17 protein-coding genes are annotated in these 20,456 nt (G+C 66.2%); 5 read left to right on the plus strand and 12 right to left on the minus strand.

From position 1 onward, the window contains the following. Positions 1-79 precede the first annotated feature (79 nt). The 4 genes from smc to AC1DR6_RS08145 form a co-directional block, all read right to left on the minus strand. Complete coding sequence (gene smc, locus AC1DR6_RS08130) at positions 80-3,529, minus strand: chromosome segregation protein SMC (RefSeq protein WP_476828690.1); 3,450 nt, start codon at positions 3,527-3,529, stop codon at positions 80-82. A gap of 129 nt (positions 3,530-3,658) precedes the next feature. Beyond that, positions 3,659-4,291, minus strand: a complete 633-nt coding sequence (locus AC1DR6_RS08135) for a DsbA family protein (protein WP_476828691.1) — start codon at positions 4,289-4,291, stop codon at positions 3,659-3,661. A 96-nt stretch (positions 4,292-4,387) separates the two neighbouring features. After that, entirely contained in the window at positions 4,388-4,882 is a 495-nt protein-coding gene (locus AC1DR6_RS08140) for a DUF721 domain-containing protein (protein WP_476828692.1), read from the minus strand. An 83-nt stretch (positions 4,883-4,965) separates the two neighbouring features. Beyond that, entirely contained in the window at positions 4,966-5,706 is a 741-nt protein-coding gene (locus AC1DR6_RS08145) for an SDR family NAD(P)-dependent oxidoreductase (protein WP_476828693.1), read from the minus strand. An 81-nt stretch (positions 5,707-5,787) separates the two neighbouring features. On the opposite strand from AC1DR6_RS08145, the gene AC1DR6_RS08150 reads away from it, so the two are divergent. Next, positions 5,788-6,441, plus strand: a complete 654-nt coding sequence (locus tag AC1DR6_RS08150; protein ID WP_476828694.1) for a TetR/AcrR family transcriptional regulator — start codon at positions 5,788-5,790, stop codon at positions 6,439-6,441. Between the two features lie 43 nt (positions 6,442-6,484). After that, positions 6,485-7,549 (plus strand): A/G-specific adenine glycosylase, encoded by a 1,065-nt coding sequence (gene mutY, locus AC1DR6_RS08155; protein ID WP_476828695.1) that lies wholly within the window; start codon positions 6,485-6,487, stop codon positions 7,547-7,549. On the opposite strand, the gene AC1DR6_RS08160 is transcribed toward mutY, so the two are convergent. The 4 genes from AC1DR6_RS08160 to AC1DR6_RS08175 all read right to left on the minus strand — a co-directional run bounded on the left by AC1DR6_RS08160 (position 7,539) and on the right by AC1DR6_RS08175 (position 11,728). Continuing rightward, positions 7,539-8,153: a LysE family translocator gene (locus tag AC1DR6_RS08160; protein ID WP_476828696.1), complete on the minus strand. Its 615-nt coding sequence runs from the start codon at positions 8,151-8,153 to the stop codon at positions 7,539-7,541. The two genes, mutY and AC1DR6_RS08160, sit on opposite strands and share 11 nt — an antisense overlap. A gap of 55 nt (positions 8,154-8,208) precedes the next feature. Next, positions 8,209-9,408, minus strand: coding sequence for a DNA methyltransferase (locus tag AC1DR6_RS08165; RefSeq protein ID WP_476828697.1), 1,200 nt, complete (start codon positions 9,406-9,408; stop codon positions 8,209-8,211). 329 nt (positions 9,409-9,737) lie between these two features. Beyond that, the gene (locus AC1DR6_RS08170) at positions 9,738-10,349 is read right to left on the minus strand and encodes a ribonuclease HII (protein ID WP_476828698.1); all 612 of its coding nucleotides are present in this window, start codon (positions 10,347-10,349) and stop codon (positions 9,738-9,740) included. Positions 10,350-10,534: 185 nt separating this feature from the next. Next, positions 10,535-11,728, minus strand: coding sequence for a PA0069 family radical SAM protein (locus tag AC1DR6_RS08175; protein WP_476828699.1), 1,194 nt, complete (start codon positions 11,726-11,728; stop codon positions 10,535-10,537). A 124-nt stretch (positions 11,729-11,852) separates the two neighbouring features. Between AC1DR6_RS08175 and AC1DR6_RS08180 the strand changes: the two genes are divergently transcribed. Further along, complete coding sequence (locus AC1DR6_RS08180; RefSeq protein WP_476828700.1) at positions 11,853-12,338, plus strand: glycosyltransferase family A protein; 486 nt, start codon at positions 11,853-11,855, stop codon at positions 12,336-12,338. Positions 12,339-12,349: 11 nt separating this feature from the next. On the opposite strand, the gene AC1DR6_RS08185 is transcribed toward AC1DR6_RS08180, so the two are convergent. The 4 genes from AC1DR6_RS08185 to AC1DR6_RS08200 form a co-directional block, all read right to left on the minus strand. Next, a complete protein-coding gene (locus AC1DR6_RS08185; RefSeq protein WP_476828701.1) occupies positions 12,350-13,867 on the minus strand; it encodes a tripartite tricarboxylate transporter permease in 1,518 nt (505 codons plus the stop codon). Next, positions 13,867-14,289, minus strand: a complete 423-nt coding sequence (locus tag AC1DR6_RS08190; RefSeq protein ID WP_476828702.1) for a tripartite tricarboxylate transporter TctB family protein — start codon at positions 14,287-14,289, stop codon at positions 13,867-13,869. Before AC1DR6_RS08190 ends, AC1DR6_RS08185 begins: the two co-directional genes overlap by 1 nt. 101 nt (positions 14,290-14,390) lie before the next feature. Further along, complete coding sequence (gene ypfJ, locus AC1DR6_RS08195) at positions 14,391-15,278, minus strand: KPN_02809 family neutral zinc metallopeptidase (protein ID WP_476828703.1); 888 nt, start codon at positions 15,276-15,278, stop codon at positions 14,391-14,393. 173 nt (positions 15,279-15,451) lie between these two features. Beyond that, positions 15,452-16,276, minus strand: a complete 825-nt coding sequence (locus tag AC1DR6_RS08200; protein ID WP_476828704.1) for a uracil-DNA glycosylase — start codon at positions 16,274-16,276, stop codon at positions 15,452-15,454. Between the two features lie 209 nt (positions 16,277-16,485). Here AC1DR6_RS08200 and AC1DR6_RS08205 point away from each other — a divergent pair, with 209 nt between their 5' ends. Beyond that, positions 16,486-18,126, plus strand: a complete 1,641-nt coding sequence (locus AC1DR6_RS08205) for an electron transfer flavoprotein-ubiquinone oxidoreductase (RefSeq protein WP_476828994.1) — start codon at positions 16,486-16,488, stop codon at positions 18,124-18,126. Between the two features lie 474 nt (positions 18,127-18,600). Continuing rightward, a complete protein-coding gene (locus AC1DR6_RS08210; protein ID WP_476828705.1) occupies positions 18,601-20,454 on the plus strand; it encodes a tetratricopeptide repeat protein in 1,854 nt (617 codons plus the stop codon). Positions 20,455-20,456 lie beyond the last annotated feature (2 nt).

Genomic DNA, 20,456 nt, shown 5'->3' on the forward strand with positions numbered 1-20,456 from the left:
TTGTGGCATTTTTTCAGCGGCCTGAAGGCCATTCACGGCTCGGCGGTGCAAGGTGCCGCCATGGTCCTGGCAGGCGCCGTCAGCCCGCCTCGCGGATCAGCGCAGCGGTCGTCAGATCGACGGAGACCATCTGGCTCACGCCGCGTTCGGCCATGGTGACCCCGAACAGCCGCTGCATCCGCGCCATTGTGATCGGGTTGTGCGTGATCAGGATGAAGCGTGTGCTGGTGTCGCGCGCCATATCGGCTAGCAGGTCGCAGTAGCGCTCGACATTGGCGTCATCGAGCGGCGCATCGACCTCGTCGAGCACGCAGATCGGCGACGGATTAGTGAGGAATACCGCGAAGATCAGCGCTGTCGCCGTCAGCGCCTGCTCGCCTCCGGAGAGCAGCGTCATCACCTGTGGCTTCTTGCCCGGTGGCCGGGCGAAAATCTCCAGCCCAGCCTCCAGCGGGTCTTCCGAATCGACCAGCTGCAACTGCGCCTCGCCGCCGCCGAAAAGCACGCCGAACAGCCGCTGGAAGTGCCCGTTGACGATTTCGAAGGCCGCGCTCAACCTCTCGCGGCCTTCGCGGTTGAGTGCGCCAATGGCCTGGCGCAGCCGCCGGATCGCCTCCGTCAGATCGTCCCGCTCGGTCGACAGGCCTTCACGCTTGCCCCGGATATCGCCTAGCTCCTCCTCTGCCCGCAGGTTTACCGCACCAAGGCGCTCGCGCTCGGCCTTGAGATTGGCGAGGCGACGTTCCAAGGCTTCCGCCTCGGGCAAGGCGTCGCCAGGTCTGACGCCGGCGATGGCATGAAGCGCGTCGAGGTCCGTCTCCAGCCCATCCTCGATCTGGCGGATCACGTCGGTAATGCGCTGCCGGGACGCGTCACATCTCACCTCAGCCGCTGCGCGCCGTTCGCGGGCGCCGGCGAGCGCTTCGAGCGCGATGCGCGCCTGCCGATCGCTCTCGGCCAACGCGACTTCGCCGCCTGCCAGCCCGTCGGCGGCTGCGCGCCGGGCCATCTCCGCCTGCTCGATCTCGACGGTCAGCCGGCGCTTTTCGCTCAGGAACGTGTCCGGCGCCTCGAGCAGGACCTGCCGTTCGGCGGCGATGCTCACGATGCGCTGCTGCCCCTCCTGAGCTGACAGCCGGGCGGCATCGGCTCGCTTCGTCCAGGCGGCGATATCCGCGGCGATCGCCTCGCGGCGCCTGGCCCTGAGCTCCATCTCGCGCGCAAGCGTTTGCTGACGCGCGCTGGCATGAGATGCCGCGACGCGGCGTTCGGCGAGCGCGGCCCTGGCTTCGAGCTGCGTTCGTTCGAGCACGTCCGAAGCCGGCAGGCCGCCCAGCGCCACCTCATGCTCGCGTTTTTGTCCGGCGGCCTCCGTGGCAGCGCGCTCCGCCCGCAGGATCGCGTCCGACAAACCGGAAAGTCGCGCCACCGTCTCGGCCTGCTTGCGCTCGGCCTGCGCGAGGGCGTCTCGCGCTTGGTCGACCTGGCGGCGACTTTGCCGGGCCGTCTCGATCGCGGCGGCCTCCATTCCCGTCGCCACGCGTGTGGCGGTGGTTGCGCCCTCCAGCGCGAGACGCGCGGTCTCGGCTGCGGCGCGAGCGACCTCGGCCTCCCCTGCCAGCACGTCGAGGCGGTTTCGTTCGGCAAGCCGGCGCGCGGCCGGGGAGGGAGCGTCAGCGGCGCTGGTGAAGCCGTCCCAGCGCCAGATGTCGCCCTCGCGCGTCACCAGCATCTGGCCGGGTCGCAGCCCCGCCCGAAGCTGCGCGCCGGCTTCCCGTTCGACGATCCCGATCTGGGCGAGGCGCCGACGCAGGGCGGCGGGCGCTTCGACATGCAGCGCGAGTGCCTGTGCGCCATCGGGCAAAGTAGGGTCGGCCGGGGTGGCCGTCTCCCGCCAATGCGCTGGCGCCTTCACATCGTCCGATGCGTCGAGATCGTCTCCGAGCGCCGCACCCAGCGCGATCTCGAAACCATGCGCAACCCGGATCGAATCGAGGATCGCAGGCCAGCGGCCGCTGCTCGCGGGCGCGAGCAGCTTTTTTAAGGTTGCCACCTCGGTTTCGAGGCTTTGAGCTTTACGTTGCGCCTCCGCCAGCGGCGTGCGGAGGCGGTTTTCCTGTTCGCGAGCCTGTGAGAGCGCAACGCGGCCCGCCATCGCCTGGCGGTCCGCGTCGGCGAGCGCGGCCTCGGCTTCGGACAGCGCGAGGCGCAGCCCGTCGAGCTCCGTCCCGGCACCGGCTCCAACCAAAGAGGCGCGATCGCACTTCAACCTGTCGCGCTCGGCCGCCGCGCGCTCCTCGCGATCGCGCGCCTCCCGCAGCGCGCGGTCCAGGGCGCCCCGGCGAGCGCTGAGCTCAGCAAGCGCTGCCTGTGCCGTGGCATGGGCTGCTTCTGCGGCGGCAAGCGCCTCTTCCGTATCACGCAAGGCGGCGCCGGCTGCCGCCATGTCGCCGGCGCGATCGCCTTCATCGCGCAACGCAGCGTCCTCGCCCCTCAGCCGGTCGAGGCTCTCCTGCGCATCGCGGCCGGCGCTCTCCTGCCGCGCAAGGTCGGCTTCCAGCTCGGCGAGCCGCTTGGCCAGCTCTTCCGCGCGCTGCTTGGCGCGCCGATTCTCGGCTTCCAGTTCGTCCAGGCCGCGCTTGAGGCGCACCAGCCCCGCAGCGGCTGCGGCTTCCGCTTCGCGCAGGGCCGGCATCGCATGGGCGGCGACGGCCTGCTGCTTCGCCGCGCCCGCCTGGATCCCGGTCGCATCCGCGACGGCACGCACGGCCTCGTCCAGCGCATGCTTGTCTGCCGCCTCCTGCGTCCGCGCCTCATGCAGGGCTATCAGCGCGAGCACGGCCTCGCTGCGCCGGATATCGGCGGCGAGGCTGCGATAGCGTCCGGCCTGTCGCGCCTGCCGTTGAAGGGATTCGATCTGCCCGTCGATCTCGCCGAGGACGTCTTCCAGCCGCATCAGATTGTCTTCGGCACCGCGCAGTCTGAGCTCGGCCTCGTGGCGGCGGCTGTGCAGGCCCGCGATGCCGGCAGCATCTTCCAGGATGCGACGGCGAGACTGTGGCTTGGCCGAGATGATTTCGCTGATCTGCCCCTGCCGGACCAGTGCCGGCGAGCGGGCGCCTGTGGCTGCATCCGCAAACAGGAGCTGGACATCGCGTGCGCGAACCTCCTTGCCGTTGACGCGGTAGGTCGATCCCTCGTCCCGCTCGATCCGGCGGGTGATCTCCAGCACGTCGGTCTCGTTGAAGGCGGCCGGGGCCTTGCGGTCGCTGTTGTCCAGCGTCAGCGCGACCTCCGCCATATTGCGGCCCGGCCGCTCGCTGGAGCCGCCGAAGATGACGTCGTCCATCCCCGAGCCGCGCATGTTCTTGAACGAGCTTTCGCCCATCACCCAGCGCAGGGCTTCGACGAGATTGGACTTGCCGCAGCCATTGGGGCCGACGATCCCGGTCAAACCGGGCTCGATCGCAAACTCCGTCGGCTCGACGAATGTCTTGAAGCCGGTGAGCTTGAGCCGCGTCAGCTGCATAGGGTCAGGTCAGCTGCATGGTGGGCACGAAACAAATCAGCCCTCATCCCGAGGAATCGCAAGGCGACAACGCGGCTGACGAAGGCTGAAAGGCGCGGGACGAACCGAGCGCGCGCAGACGCGCGCCGTTCACTTCGCGAGCAGCGGCTCCAGGATCTTGTCGAACTCGGCGATCGAGATGGCACCGGGGACCTTCTGGCCGTTGACGAAGAAGGTCGGCGTCGAGTCCACGCCAGCCTTGGCTCCGCCATCCTTCACAGCGGTGATGCCGTCATAGATGTCCTGCCTTTTCAAGCAGGCCTCGAAGGATTCCTGGGTGTAGCCGGCCTGTTTCACAAGCGCCGAGAGCGCATCGACCGGCTTGTCGACGAAAGCCCAGTTCTTCTGCTGCGAGAACAGCAAATCCGTCATTGGGTAGTATTTGTCGTTGCCGTTGCAGCGCGCCAGCATGAAGCCCGCCGTCGCCAGCGGATCGAGCGGGAATTCCCGCAGCGTGAAGCGCACCTTGCCGGTATCGATGTATTTCTTCTTGAATTCCGGCCAGGTCGTCTCATGGAAGGCGGCGCAGTGCGAGCAGGTCATCGAGGCATACTCGATGACGGTGACCTTGGCCTCAGTGGAGCCGAGCCAGGCATCGCCGAGCGGGCCCGCATCCGGCAGCTTGGTCTGTGCCTGGGCGGCACCAAGCTCGAATTCGGTGCCGATCAGCGCGGCGGCGGCGATCCCGGCTGCACCGGTCAGGAGCTGTCGCCTGTTGGTCATCGTGAAGCGTCCTTAAGAAGGGGCAAAGGTCGAACTCGGGAGCTATAGAGGCAAGGAGATTGTGGCAAGAGCGCATCTGCGCCGGCAAGCCCCGGCTCACGAAGCCGTGTCAGTTTCAGCCAGAGCCTTTTGCGCCACGGCCTTGCCGAGCCGGGCCAGCGCCTCTCGCAGGCCTTCGTCCTCGACACCCGCCACCTGCCGATCGACCGCGGCCGCCGTCGCCTCGTCCAGCTTCGGCTGCGGCCGCTTGGTCACGGCAACCGCCACCGGCCCTTGCTTCAGCACGAGCTTGCCGACGGCCCGCCAGCCGAGATGCGTGTTGACCCGCTCAACCACCAGAGGTCCGACCTGCTGCATCTCGAGGGCGAAAGCGCTCTCGACCCTCACCACCAGCGTGGCGGGATCGGCTGTCTCGCCCGGGGCCGGGCGTCGTTTCGGCCAGTCGATCTTGAGCGGGCGCGAGCGCGTCGCCAGCCTTTCGCCCACGATCTCAGGCCAGAGCGTCACGATGGCGCGCCCCGCGAAGCCCTGCGCGGCGAGCGCGGGCGCGATGCAATCCTCGATCAGTTCGGCGAGCGCCTTGGCAACCATGCCGACATTCTGAGCCCCCTGCAGACGGTTCGCAAGCCTCGGCACACGCAGTGCGCGAGGCCCACGAGCCGGCCCCGCGCCGCTCAGGCGTTTGCGCCGCCATCGACCGTGATGCCGGTGCCCGTGATCTGCTTCGCGGCCGGGCTTGCCAGGAACGCGACCGCCGCCGCGACATCCTCCGGCTTGCCATAATGGCCAAGCGCCGAATTTGCCCGCTGCACGTCGGATTGCGGGCCATCGGCCGGGTTCATATCGGTGTCGGTCGAGCCCGGATGCACCAGGTTGACCGTGATGCCTCGCGACCCGAGCTCCCGCGCAAGGCCGCGGGTAAATGCGAGCAACGCCGACTTGGTCATGGAATAAACGGTGACGCCGCCGAAGGGGACGCGCTCGGCGAGGCAGGAGCCGATGGAGACGATCCGTCCACCTTCCGGCAGATGCGCGATCGCCGCCTGCGAGGCGAGCACGACGGAACGGATGTTGACCGCCAGAAGCGCGTCGATATCGACCAGGCTCTGCTCGGCCACCGGCCCGCCGCGCGCGATGCCGGCATTATTGACGAGAATATCGAGCCCGCCGAGGCGCTGTGCCGCCTCGTCCACCGAGCGCTTTACCGCGGCCGCATCGGCGCTGTCGGCCTGGATCGCGAAGCCCCGCCGGCCCTTGCCTTCGATGGCTCGCACGACTTCGGCGGCTTTATCGGCCGAGCGCTCATAAGTGATGGCGACATCGGCGCCTTGTTCCGCCAGGGCCAAAGCGATGGCGGCCCCGATGCCGCGGGATGCGCCGGTGACGAGAGCGCGCTTGCCGGTCAGATCGGTCATGGATCCATCTTTCTGTATTAAGCGATACAGAAATAGCTAGGTGCGTTGCATCGACCCGTCAAGAGATTTATATAGTGAGCGATGCAGAAAGCGGGTGGACAGATGGGAACGGCCGGTGGGACTTCCCAGCGCCCACGTGGCCGGCCGCGTACTTTTGATCGCAAGGCTGCTCTGGAGCTGGCGACGCGACTGTTTTGGAGCAAGGGTTACGCCGCAACGTCGATCGCCGATCTGACGGAGATCATGGGCATTGGCGCCCCCAGCCTGTACGCAGCGTTCGGCTCCAAGGAGGCTCTTTATGCGGAAGCTCTAAGCTTCTATTCGGAGCGCTTCGGTGGGTTGGTCTGGTCCAACTTTGCGGCCGCCGCCAGCGCGCGGGAGGCCGTCGCATCCTTCCTGTTCGATTCGGCTGCGGCCTTGGCTAGCTCCGGCGAGCCGGCGGGGCAACGCGGCTGCATGGTGATGTTGTCTTCGGTCGGTTGCGAGGGATATCTCGAGCTTGGCGAGCGTGTCCGCGCTGCGCGGGCCGCCTCTATAACCCGAATCGAGGAGCGTCTTGGCCGCGGTCTGGCCGCTGGCGAACTCGCCGCCGATACCGATATCGCCGGCCTGGCTCGTTTCGTCGTGGCCGCCCAGGGCGGCATGTCGATCCTGGCTCGCGACGGTGCGGATGCAGCCGAGCTCGAGGCGGTGGCACAGCGCGCTATGATGGCCTGGCCCGTGGCGCTCGGCTGAGTGGTCAGCTTGCTCGTCGGAAAGGACACGCTACATCGGCAACATGACTGAGCCTGCTGCCGATGATCTTCTTGCCTGGTACGACGGCCATCGCCGGGCGCTGCCCTGGCGCGCCACGGCCGGCACGACCCCCGACCCTTACCAGGTCTGGGCCTCCGAGATCATGCTGCAGCAGACCACCGTTACGGCGGTAAAACCCTATTACGAGCGCTTCATGTCGCGGTTTCCGAGCGTCGAAGCGTTGGCGGCAGCGCCGTCAGAAGAGGTGATGCAGGCCTGGGCCGGGCTCGGCTACTACTCGCGTGCGCGCAATCTCCATGCCTGCGCCAAGGCTGTGGTCGAGCAGCATGGCGGACGCTTTCCACAAACGGAAGAGGGATTGCGCGCCTTGCCGGGCATCGGCGCCTACACCGCAGGTGCGGTGGCTTCGATCGCCTTCGACCAGCCCGCCGCAGCCGTGGACGGCAATGTCGAGCGCGTGATGACCCGGCTTTTCGCCATCGAGCAGGAATTGCCCGGCGCTCGGCCTTTGGTCCGCGAGAAGGTGCTGGCGCTATTGCCGCGCGCGCGGCCGGGCGATTTCGCCCAGGCGCTGATGGATCTCGGCGCCACCATCTGCACGCCGCGCAACCCGGCCTGTGGCCTTTGCCCATGGCGAGGGCCTTGCACCGCCCGCATCGAGGGCACGCAAGAGAGCTTTCCGCGCAAGGCGAAGAAGAAGGCCGGCGCGACCCGGTACGGCGCCGCCTTCGTGCTCACTCGTGCCGATGGCGCCGTGCTGCTGCGCACACGCGCGCCGAAAGGCCTGCTCGGCGGCATGGCCGAGGTTCCGACCAGCGAATGGCGTGTCGATTACGAGCTCGACGGCGCCGCCCAAGACGCCCCGGTGCCGCTGCGCTGGGAGACGGTGTCGCAGCCCGTGCGCCACGTCTTCACGCATTTCCCGCTGGAGTTGACGGTCTTCACCGGAAGCGTTCCGACCGAGACCTTGGCGCCTGTCGGCATGCGCTTCACGCCGCTGGCGCGGCTCGGGGAGGAGCCGTTATCGGGGCTGATGGTCAAGGTGCTGGCTGTCGTCGGTCTGAAACCCGCAGGCCTCAGCGTGTGACGGCGACGAGCGCGCCGGTGCCGATCATGACTCCACCGGCCGCGCGATTCATCCGTTTCACGGCATGGGTGGTGCGCAGCCAGCGCCGCGCCCGTCCTGCCAGAAGCACATGGCCACAGATCACCACGGCTTCGACCACCAAGATGATGCCGCTCAGGATCGCGACCTCCGAGATGTTCAGATGCGGCCCGACGACATGCGGCAGCAGCGCCAGATAGAACAGAGGCATCTTGGGATTGCCGAGATTGAGAGCGACGCCCGTCAGGAATACTGGCAGGACGCCGCGTCGGCTGGTCCCGTCATCGGCGGTCGGCAGGGTCGGCTCGGCGCGCCAGAGCATCACGCCCATGACGACGAGATAGGCGGCGCCAGCATAGCGCAGCACCGTCATCGCCATGCCCATTTCAGCGGCAAGCAGCGACAGGCCGAATGCCGCAAGCACCAGAAAGATGAGGATGCCGGCGACAGTGCCGAGCCCATAGGCGATGCCGGAAGCCGCTCCGTGAGAGAGCGTGCGCGCCACGATCGTCATGTTGTCCGGACCGGGGCTCGCCGCGAAGACGAAGAAAGCCGCGGCAAAGGCCGCCAATGTGGTCGGGTCCATGTCCTGTCTCCTGCCTAGGCGGCAGGCTGAAGCATGAACGGTGCCAGAGGGCGGTTCAAGCCGCCGCCATCTGCGCCCTGATCTCACCGCGGAACACGTCGAGCAGCATCAGCTTTCCGTCCCGCTCGACATGCCAGAAGGTCCAGCCATTGCAGCTCGGCAGACCCTGCACCAGCGCGCCGACCTTGTGGATCGAGCCGATGGCGGGGCCGATCGAGAGCGTGCCGTCGGCGCGGATGACGGCCTGATGGCGGCGCTTGTCGTCGACAACGGTTTCGCCCGCCTTCACCAGCCCAGCCTCCACGAGGCTTAGAAACGGCACGCGCGGCTCGCTGCGCTTGGAGGGTGCCGTGGCGAAGGCTTCCGGTGGCAAAGGCGTCACGCCGGCAATCCGCGCGCGCGCCGCCTTGGCATAGACCGGATCGCGCTCGAGGCCGATGAAGCGGCGGCCGAGTGCCTTGGCGACCGCGCCTGTGGTGCCGGTGCCGAAGAACGGGTCGAGCACCACGTCGCCGGCATTGGACGCCGAGAGCAGCACGCGGGCCAGCAGGGCCTCCGGCTTCTGCGTCGGGTGCACCTTGGTGCCGCTTTCGTCCTTCAGGCGCTCGTCGCCGGTGCACAGCGGCAGATACCAGTCCGAGCGCATTTGAAGGTCGTCGTTGCCGCCCTTCAGCGCCTCGTAATGGAAGGTGTATTTCGAGGCTTCGCCGCGCGCCGCCCAGATCAGCGTCTCATGTGCGTTGGTGAAGCGCCGGCCACGGAAATTCGGCATCGGGTTGGCCTTGCGCCAGACGATGTCGTTCAGCATCCAGAAGCCGAGATCCTGCAGGATCGCGCCGACGCGGAAGATGTTGTGGTAGCTGCCGATGACCCACAGCGCCCCGTCCGGCTTCAGCACGCGGCGTGCGGCCGCGAGCCAGGCCTTGGTGAAGGCGTCGTATTCGGCGAAGGAGGCGAACTTGTCCCAGTCGTCATCGACGGCATCGACGAGGCTGTCGTCGGGCCGGCGCAGGTCGCCGCCAAGCTGAAGATTATAGGGCGGGTCGGCGAAGACGAGGTCGACGCTGGCCGGCGGCAGGGCGTTCATCGCCGCGATGCAATCGCCGACGAGAACCTGGTCGAGCGGGAGCTCGACCGTCCCGAGATGTTCGTGAAGGCCCGAGGCCTTCATCCGAGCCCCCAGCGCGGGCCGTCCGGTACGCGAAACCTGAATCCGGACGGGAGCGCTGGCGGTCCCGGTACGCGAGATACCCATGACGCCAAGACCGTTACGCAACTTCAACAAGCTCGATATTGCCGAGACAGGGTAAAAGCCGCGTTTCCGGATTGAAAAAAATGCGTCCCATTCTGGGGCTGCAGCTTTTGCCTAGCCCTTTGCGCGATAAGGGAAATTCCTAAGCCGAGGTTAATGCACGCGATGGCGTCGGGGTGACGCTGCCGAGACTGGCGCGCAGGGGCCAACCTCAACCGTCATTGCGAGCGCAGCGAAGCAATCCAGGGGGCAGGCGCAGGAGTTTGAACTCAGTCCCTCTGGATTGCTTCGTCGCTTCGCTCCTCGCAATGACGGGAAGCGAACCGGCCGTCCTATCGCGCCCAGACGCCTTTGACGGGAGCGAAGGAAAAGCGGTGCTCCGGGCAGGGGCCGTGGTCGGCGATGGCGCGCCGGTGCTGCGGCGTCGCATAGCCGACATGGCTGGAAAAGCCGTAGGCCGGGTAGCGCCGGCAGAGCCGCGCCATCATCCGGTCGCGCGTCACCTTCGCGATGATGGAGGCGGCGGCGATGGAGGCCACTGCCCCATCTCCTTGAATGATGGCCTCGCAACCGCAGGCGAAGACCGGCGGATCGTTCCCATCGACCAGGACGTGCAGCGGCGACAGCGGCAGCGCCGCGACCGCGCGACGCATCGCCAGCAGCGTCGCCTGCCGGATGTTGATGATGTCGATCTCGACTGCCGTCGCGCTGGCGACGCTGACCGCCAGGGCCTTTTCCATGATCTCGTTGAAGAGTTCTTCGCGGATCGGCGCCGGCAACTGCTTCGAATCGTCGAGCCCTGCCGGCACGCGGTCCGGGTCGAGAATCACGGCGGCGACCACCACCGGTCCCGCCAACGGCCCGCGCCCGACCTCGTCGACGCCGGCGAGCGGCCAGAGGCCGCCAGCGATGGCAAGGGTCTCGCGGGTGAAATCGGCGGGCATGGCGTGGCTTATGCAACGGATGGGCGAAAGGGGCCAGAGGACTTACCGCCTATCCCGTGCGACAGGCGCTTCATCGTCATGGTCGGGCTTGTCCCGACCATCCACGTCTTCGCTGGTCGAGTGTCGTGTTCAAGACGTGGATACTCGCCACAAGGGCGAGTATGACGGCGCGGATCCTCCGCCCCTCAAAACAAACTCAGCTGCGCCTTTTCCTTTTGCGGCTTCACGAACAGGTCGGTGCGCAGCCGCTTGCGCGTCGTATTGAAGCCGATGCGCTCTGCGGCCATCTCGAAGCGCCGGCCGATCATCCAGGCGTAGGGGCCGGAGCCGACCATGCGCTGACCCCATTGTGCATCGTAGTCCTTCCCGCCCCGTGTCGAGCGGATCAGCGACATGACATGGCGAAACTTGTCGGGGTGGTGCGTCAGCAGCCACTCCTGCACGATGTCGCGCACCTCGAGCGGCAGCCGGAGCAGGACATAGCCGGCCTCCTGCGCACCCGCGGCCTTCGCGGCATCGAGGATGCGCTCGATTTCGTGCTCGTTGATCGCCGGCACGATCGGCGCGACCAGCACCGTCACCGGGATGCCGGCGTCCGACAATTTGCGGATCGTCTCCAGCCGCTTTGCGGGCGAGGCCGCACGCGGCTCCATCCCGCGCGCCGTCTTGGGATCGAGCGTCGTCACCGAGAGGGCGACCTTCGCCAACCCTTTCGCCGCCATCGGAGCCAGAAGGTCGATGTCGCGCTGCACCAGCGCGGATTTTGTGACGATCCCGACGGGGTGATTGAACCTGGCCAGAACCTCCAGCACATCCCGCATGATCCGGAATTTCTTCTCGATCGGCTGGTAGGGGTCGGTATTGGTACCGATCGCGATAGTGCGCGGTTGGTATGAGGGCGCGGACAGCTCTTTTTCCAGCAGCGCCGCCGCATCGGGCTTCGCCGTCAGTTTGCTCTCGAAATCGAGGCCTGGCGAAAGACCAAGATAGGCGTGGCTCGGCCGCGCGAAGCAGTAGACGCAGCCATGTTCGCAGCCCCGATACGGATTGATCGACCTGTCGAAGGAAATGTCGGGCGAATCATTGCGCGTGATGATCGTGCGGGCTTTTTCAAAAGCGATCTCGGTCTTGAACGCCGGCAATTCGCCGAGCGACCCCCAGCCATCGTCCTCGGCGACGCGCTGCTCCGACTCGAACCGCCCGCCGGGATTGATGGTGGCGCCGCGCCCGCGCCGGCGCTCGGGGTCGATGCGATGACCGGCATAAGCGAGCGGATCAACCGGCGCGACCTTGACTGTGGCGGATACGGAAGCGCCGTCCTGCCGCCGAAGCGGCTGGGCCGCGGGCGTGGGACGTGATGTCGGTCTGACCTGAATCATCTTTGTCGATCCCGAGCGGCGCCACGAGTCGCCGCTGATTTCCTGAACCCCAATGTGAACAGAGCAAGAACATTTGGCAAGTGACAGGATTGCGACATGCTGCGCTGCGACATAAGAATTGCGGATGCTCACAGCCGTCATCCGTGTGCCGGGCTCATCTCAGGCGCTTGCCGCCACCTTCGCCGTCCTGATCCCGGCGGTGGCCGAGGGCTTTCTCGGCCATGCAGTGGTGGTCGAGACGGCCGGCGGCGGCGAGATCGAGCGCATCGCCGATGCCACCGGCGCAAGCTATCTCCGCGCTGGCCACTCCGAGGTCTGGCATCTGGGCGCCCAGCAGGCGCGGGGCGACATGCTGTTGCTGCTGGATGCCGGAGACGTGCCGCAGCCTCATTGGGTCCAGGTGCTCGAGCGGCATCTTCTGCTGGCGCCGGAACGGCCTGCCCTCCTGCCACTGCGTGGGGTGGCGGCGGCGCTAAGCGAGCGCGCCGCGATCTCCTTCGGAGGGCGCCGTCTGCGGGCCGGCATCGTCGCGCCGAAGGCCATGATCATGGCCGGCCGCCTCGGAAGGGTTCCGGTTCGACTGTCGGCGCGCCGGGAGCGTGCCGTCTAAGCCCGCGTTTGTCAGTGCGGGGCAGGCTGGACGTCGATCGCGTCCGCGAGAGTCGCGCGTTTTCCCTTGATCGCGGCATAGGTCTGCCAGGCCAGGAACAGCCCGAGGATCGTCAGCAGCGTTGCGCTGATCGGGTGCTCGAAGAAGGTCAGAAAGCTGCCCCGGCTCAGTAGCATCGAGCGCCTGAAATACTCCTCCAGCATCGGCCCGAGAATGAAGCCCAGCATCAGCGGCGCCGGGTCGAAGGCCAGCCGCATCATGATGTAGCCGATCAGGCCGAAGGCGGCGGTGGTGTAGATGTCGTGCAGGCTGTTGTTGGTGCTGAAGGTGCCGATGCAGCAGAAGAACAGGATCGACGGGAACAGCACGTTGTAGGGAATCTTGAAGACCGAGAGCCAGAACCGCACCAGCGGCACGTTGAGAATCAGCAGGAAGCAGTTGCCCACCCACATGCTGGCGACGAGGCCCCAGAACAGGTCGGGGTGCTTGGCGATCATGTTCGGGCCGGGCTGGATGCCCTTGATGATGAAGGCGGCCATCATCAGCGCCATCACCGCATTTTCAGGGATGCCGATGCTCATCAGCGGGATGAAGCTGGTGCGTGCGGCAGCCTCGTCCGCCGCCGCCTGGCCAGCGACGCCTTCGATCGCACCCTGGCCGATCTCGTCGCGATATTTACTGACTTTCTTGTCGAGACCATAAGCCGCGAACTGCGCGATCACCGGCCCGCCGCCGGGCAGAATGCCGAGGATGGAGCCGACGACGCTGCCGCGCAGCGCGCTCGGGATAATGCGCTTGAACTCCGGCCAGGTCGGCATCAGCTTGATCGCGCCGTTGAAGGGCGTGCGCTCCTCCTTCGCGTCGAGGTTTTTGGTGATCTCGGCGATGCCGAAACATCCGAGCGCGAGGCTGACCAGGCTCACCCCGTCGATCAGCGAGGGCAGCCCCATGGTGAAGCGCTCCATGCCGGTTTCGAGATCGGTCCCGACCTGACCGAGCAGGACGCCGAGCAGGCACATCGCCATGCCGTTGAGCAGACTGCCGGTGGTGACAAAGCTGACGCAGACGAAGCCGAACAGCATCAGCGCGCAATAATCGGTCGGCCCGAACTTCAGCGCGACCGCACCAAGCGTCGGAGCCAGCGAAGCCAGCACAATGATAGCGACCGTGCCGCCGATGAAGCTGGAGACGCCGGCGGTGAAAAGCGCCAGCCCCGTCTTTCCCTTCAGCGTCATCTGGTAGCCGTCGATGCAGGCGACGATGCTGGACGCGTGCGGGATCTTCATGGTGATGGCGCTGACGCTGTCGCCATATTGCGCGCCGTAATAGATGCCCGCGAGCATGATCAGCGCGCCGCCGGTCGGGATCGAATAGGTCAGCGGCAGCAGCAGGCTGATCGTTGCCAGCGGCCCCAGCCCCGGCAACAACCCGACCAGCGTGCCGACCACGCAGCCGATGGCGCAATAGAGCAGGTTTTCCGGCGTCAGCGCATGGCCGAAGCCGAAAGCGAGGTTGTTGAGGATTTCCATCAGATCAGCCGCAGATTCAGGCCGAGGAAGCGCTGGAAGACGAAGGCGACGACGATCAGCCCCAAGGCGATCTTGACGTTGCGCACCCAGGAATAGGTGTTGGCGGCAAAGCCCGCCACGAACACCAGCACGATGATGCCGAGCGTCACGTTCACATATTCGGACGCGATCACGAAGCCGATGAGGCTGGTCATGATCAGCGCGATGTTGCGCGGGTTGAACTCCAGAGGGGTCGGGTCGGCGAAGCGCGCCTGCACGATGATCGCGCCGGCGATGAGCAGCAGCGGCACGCAGATCATCAGCGGGAACAGGCCCGGCCCGGCATGGGCGAAGGTCCCGATCGGATAGCGCAACGCGGTGCCAGCAAAAAACAGCGCGACGGCGGCCAGAAAGGCCCCGCGCGCGACATTCTGGTTGAGCATTCCCGGTCCCGGCCCTGTTGTTTGTTGCCGAGGATTGTTAAGCGGAAAAGATAATTGCGCAAATAGGCACAATGGCTCGGTGCAAAGGCTGACCCGACGCCTCAGATGGCGTTTTTGAACGTATCGCAGGCCTGCAACGAACCGGATTGGAAGCCGGTATTGAACCATTTCGTGCGCTGGGCCGAAGAGCCGTGCGTGAACGAATCGGGCACGACCACGCCTTGCGCCGCCTTTTGCAGCTTGTCGTCGCCGATGGCTGTTGCGGTCCGCATTGCCTCGTCGATATCGCCCTGTTCGAGCCGTCCCATCGCCTGGACATTGTGGCCCCAGACACCGGCGAAACAATCGGCCTGCAATTCGATCCGCACCGAGATCGCGTTGGCGTCTCGCTCCGAGGAACGCTCTCTCAGCTGATTCGCTTTCGGCAGGATGCCGAGCAGGTTCTGAACGTGGTGGCCGATTTCATGGGCGATCACATACGCGTTGGCGAAGTCGCCGCCGCCGCCAAGCTTGCGCTGCATCTCCTGGAAAAAGGAGGTGTCGAGATAAACCTTGCGGTCGTTGGGGCAGTAGAACGGCCCCATCGCGGACTGCGCCGTCCCGCAGCCGGACCGGTTCACGCCCGAATAGAGCACGAGTTGCGGCGCCTGGTAGCGAGTATTGCCCTGCTGCGGCAGGATTTTGCTCCAGACATCCTCGTTTTGCGCCAGCACGGCCGAAACGAAGCGGCCCATCTCGTCCTGCGGCGGCCCGGACGAGCGCCGCGTCTCCTGCGTCTGCTCGCGCCCGCCGATGCCGCCGATCATCTCGGCACCGCCGATCAGAATGCGCGGATCGATGCCGAGCGCCCAGCCGACGAGACCGAGAACCACCATGGTGCCGATGCCAAGGCCGCCCCGGCCGCCGGGCAAGCCGCCGAAGCTGCCGCCTCCGCTGTCACCCCGTCGATCCTCGACATTCTCGGACTGGCGATAGTCTTGCCACTGCATGGTCGGCCCCCGAAACGATCCCGGCACTGTCGCGAAGCGGCGCCCGGAACTCAAGCGGTCTCTGAACGTGCCGGAGGGGAGGCGGTTCCGGAACAGGAAGAAGGCAGCCGCTTCGGCATGAGCTCTTGTCCTGCCCCGGAACGTGCTCAGCCCTTATGCTGAGGACGCCAGCCCTATCCAATGTCCTCCAGCGCCGCTTTCAGCGTGCGCATATCGCGCCAGGCGAGGCGCTTCTGCAGCGGCTGGCGCAGCAGATAGGCCGGGTGCAGCGTCGCCATCGCCCGGATGCGCTTCACGCCGGTGTCGTACTCGACCCATTTCCCGCGCGAGGCCAGAATGCCCTTGATGCCGAGCAGGCCTTGCGCCGATGGCGCGCCGACGCTGATCAGGATCTCGGGATCGGCGAGTTCAATCTGCCGCTGGATGAAGGGCAGGCAGATCGCGACCTCCTGCGGTGTCGGCGTCCGGTTGCCCGGCGGCCGCCACGGCAGGAGATTGGCGATGTAAACGTCCTTCTGGCGCGTCAGCCCGATCGCCGCCAGCATTCGGTCGAGCAGTTGGCCGGAGCGCCCGACGAAGGGCAGGCCGAGTCGGTCCTCGTCGGCGCCCGGCGCCTCGCCCACCAGCATCACCCGGCCCTGAGGGTTGCCATCGGCGAAGACGAGGTTCTTGGCGCCGGCCTTGAGCGCGCAGCCGTCGAACTTGGCCATCGCCTCGCGCAGTTCGTCCAGCGTCCGCGCCTCGCGGGCCATGGCGCGTGCCGTCAGCGCCGCATCGTCGGGCGCGGCGATGGCTGCCGGCACCGGCCGGGGCTGCGCCGGACGCAACAAGGCGGGCACGGCGTCGCTCAGAGTCCGGCGTGGCGATACCGGCGTTGCTGCGGCGAAGTGGTCGTGCGGTTCGTCGTCGAGAGCCTCGCTGACGCCGGCTTCGACATACCAGCCGAGGAGCTCGTATGGATCGAATTCGTCGCGGCCGCTGGCACCGGAAAGGGTCATGCCGCTTTGTACATCGTCAAAGGCGGCTCCGCGAGCATGCGCGGTTGCAAAATAAGGCGGCCGCTTGGATAGAGGGGTTCCAGACTGAAATATCCCGGCCTTTGACGTCGGAGCAGGATGGTTCATATATGAACTGTGCGGGCGATGCGGGCCCGCAGGTGGAGGACGGGATGGATCTCAAGGAAGCGCAGGCCGAACCGCGCGAGAGCATGGACTACGACGTGGTCATCGTAGGAGCCGGCCCGGCGGGTCTGGCTGCCGCGATCCGGCTGAAGCAGCTCGACGAATCCATCTCCGTCGTCGTCGTGGAGAAGGGCGCCGAGGTCGGCGCGCATATCCTGTCGGGCGCGGTGATCGATCCCAGCGGGCTCGACAAGCTGGTGCCAGACTGGCGCGAGGCGCCCGACTGCCCTTTGACCACGCAGGTCAAGGAGGACGTGTTCTACTTCCTGACCGAACCCAACGGCATCCGCCTGCCGAATTTCGGCATGCCGTCGCTGATGAACAATCACGGCAATTTCGTCGGCTCGCTCGGGCTGGTGACGAAATTCCTGGCGGCGCGTGCCGAGGCGCTGGGCGTCGAGATCTATCCCGGCTTCGCCGCCGCCGAGCTTCTTTATAACGACGACGGTTCGGTTGCCGGCATCGCGACCGGCGATATGGGCATCGCCAAGGACGGCACGGTTTCCGAGCGCTTCACGCGCGGGATGGAGTTGCGCGGCCGCTACACGTTGCTCGGCGAGGGCGCGCGCGGCTCTCTGTCGAAGATCGCCATTCGCAAGTTCGGTCTCGACGAGGGTCGCGAGCCGCAGAAATACGGCATCGGCCTCAAGGAGATCTGGCAGGTCAAGCCTGACAAATTCCACAAGGGCCGCGTCCAGCACTCCTTCGGCTGGCCACTGGACAATGGGACTGGCGGCGGCTCCTTCCTCTACCATTTCGACGACCATCTGGTCGCGGTCGGCTTCGTGGTTCACCTGAACTATGAGAACCCGACGCTCTCGCCCTTCGATGAATTCCAGCGCTTCAAGACCCACCCTCTGATCCGCGACACCTTCGAGGGCGGCAAACGCATCGAATACGGCTCGCGCGCGATCACCGAGGGCGGCTGGCAGTCTGTTCCGAAACTCACCTTCCCGGGCGGCGCGCTGATCGGCTGCGCGGCCGGCTTCGTCAACGTGCCGCGCATCAAGGGCAGCCACAACGCGGTCCTTTCCGGGATGCTGGCAGCCGAGAAGCTGGTACCGACCCTGCAGGCGGGACGCGCCCATGACGAGGTCGTCGAGATCGAGACCAGTTGGCGCGACAGCGCCATCGGTCACGACCTGAAGCGCGTCCGCAACGTCAAGCCGCTCTGGTCGAAATTCGGCACGCTGCTGGGCATCGGGCTGGGCGGCATCGACATGTGGCTGAACCAGCTCTTCGGCTGGTCGCCCTTTGGCACGCTCAAACACGGCAAGCCCGATTTCGCGACGCTGAAGAAAATCGACGAGGTCAAGACGCTGGTCTACCCGAAGCCGGACGGGAAGCTGACCTTCGACAAGCTCTCCTCGGTCTTTCTCTCCTCGACCAATCACGAGGAGGATCAGCCGGCACATCTCAAGCTCGCCGATCCCTCGATTCCGATCGCGCAGAACCTCCCGCTCTATGGCGAACCGGCGCGGCTTTATTGCCCGGCCGGTGTTTACGAGGTCGTCTATGCGAACGCCGAGACGAAGAGCGATCCGCGTTTCGTGATCAACGCGCAGAACTGCGTGCACTGCAAGACCTGCGACATCAAAGACCCGGCCCAGAACATCACCTGGACGGTGCCGGAAGGGGCGGGCGGGCCCGGCTACGCGAATATGTGATCGGACGCGTTCCGCTTCCTGGAGAAAGAAAGCAAAGGGCGCGCCGCGAGGCGCGCCCTTTGCTTTTCGAAAGTGTGATCAGCCCTTGCGGACGATCTTTGCAACCGGCTTCTCTTCGATTTTGGCGCAACCGGCGGCAAAGCCGGCGAGAAGAGCGACGGTGGCGACGCTCAGAACGATCTTCTTCATTGGATGACCCCCGAAAATGATGCGCCTGCCGCTGCAGCAGGCGTCGCCAGACTAGATGTGCCGCAGGGGGCTTTGCTGCCTGTTTTTCGGGGAGGTGCCCGCATTGCCGTCGGCATTTTCGGGAGTGTTGCCTTGCCGCTACGAAACCGCGGCATTCGTCGGGCCCCCTGCTTGCCGGCCCGCCCGGAAAGCGCCATCTTGCCGGCCTACGCGAACGGTCACGGTCCGATAAATTGGCTTTGCCACCGCGACGATCGAGCGGCGGACCGAGGGAGAATGGCAAACGTGACGTTTTTGACGAAGCTGCGTGCCTCCGGCACGGCTGCCGCTCTTTCGCTGATTCTCAGTTTCCCGGTTGCGGCGGCTGCGCAGGGTGCAACCCCGCGTGCCGCCGAATCGCTCGAGCCTGGCGACAGTCTCGAAGGCAACTATCTGGCCGCCATCGTCGCCGGTGCCGGGCGGGACCTCGGCGCAGCCTCGATCTACCTGCGCGAGGCGGTGAAGGAAGACCCGCAGAACAACGATCTGCTGGAGCGTGCCTTCGTCGCTTTTCTGGCCGATGGCTCGATGCCGGACGCGTTCCGGGCCGCCGACCGCCTGATTCGGATCGACCCCAGCAACGGGCTTGCTCAGCTGGTCGTCGGCGTGCGTGCCATCAAGCAGAAGAGCTACGCCACCGCGCGCAACCATCTGCAGCGCGGCGGACGCGGCCGGGCTGCAGACATCACCGCGACTTTGCTATCGGCCTGGTCCTATCTCGGCTCGAACAATCCGCGCCGCGCCGTCGAGACGCTGGAGCGGCTGAAGGGCGAACCCTCGTATAATCTCTTCCGGGACTACCATGCCGGCCTGATCCTCGACGCCGCCGGCCGCAAGGCCGAGGCCGAGACGCGTCTGAAGGCGGCCTACGACGCCGAGAAGACGACGTTGCGCCTCGTCGATCTCTGGGCGCGTTTCGAGGCGCGTCAGGGCGATTTCGCCGGGGCCGCCGCGACCTATGCCGATTTCGACCGTCTGCTGCCGAACCATCCCGTCATCCGCGAGGGCATGGCCCTCGTCGGCAGGAAGGAGGCGCCGCCGCGCCAGATCTCGACGCCTCAGCAGGGTGCGGCCGAGGTGCTGTATGGGCTCGCCAGCGCCGGCAACCGTCAGGGCGACGAGGCTGCCGCGCTGCTGTATCTGCGCATGGCGATCTTCCTCGACCCGAGCCACGACCTCGCCATCCTGACGCTGGGCGATATTCTGGAGCGCTCGCGCCAGCCTGAAGACGCCGTCGCCGTCTACGACAAGATGCCGATGAATTCGCCGCTGCGGCCCAATGCCGAAGTTCAGGCCGGCCTCGCGCTCGAAAACCTCGGCAAGCATGACGAGGCCGTCAAGCATCTCGACAAGGTCGTCACTGATCGCCCTGACGATGTCGATGCGCTGGCTGCGCTCGGCAACATCTATCGCTCGCGCAAGGAATTCGCGAAGGCCTCCGAGACCTATGACAAGGCGATCGAGAAGCTCAGCTCGCCGGGCCGCGCCAATTGGGACCTGTTCTATTTCCGCGGCATCGCACGCGAGCGCACAGACCGCTGGGCCGATGCCGAGGCCGATCTGCGCAAGGCGCTGGAACTGCTGCCCGAGCCGCTCGGCCGCGAGCGGGCTTTGGTGCTGRACTATCTCGGCTATTCGCTGGTCGACAAGCATCTGAAGCTCGACGAAGGGCTCGATATGCTGCGGCGCGCCGTCGAGTTGCGGCCGCGTGACGGCTACATCATCGATTCCCTTGGGTGGGCCTATTACCGCCTCGGCCGCTACGACGATGCCGCCCGCGAGATCGAGCGCGCGATGGAGCAGCGGCCCTCCGATGCCGTCATCAACGACCATCTCGGCGATGCCTATTGGCGTGTCGGGCGCAAGCTCGAGGCGAAGTTCCAGTGGAACTACGCCCGCGACCTCAATCCCGAGCCCGAAGATCTGGTCAAGATTCAGCGCAAGATCGAGCGCGGCATGGACGAACCGCCATCCGCCGATGCTGGCGAGCAGCCCAAGGCCCAAGAACAACTCAAGCCCCAGGAACAGCTCAAGTCCGAAGAGCAGTCCAAGCCCGAAGAGCAGCCCAAGCCCGAAGAGCCCAAGAAGGACGGCGGCTGAAT

It is taken from the genome of Allobosea sp. P5_A5, assembly GCF_056400625.1.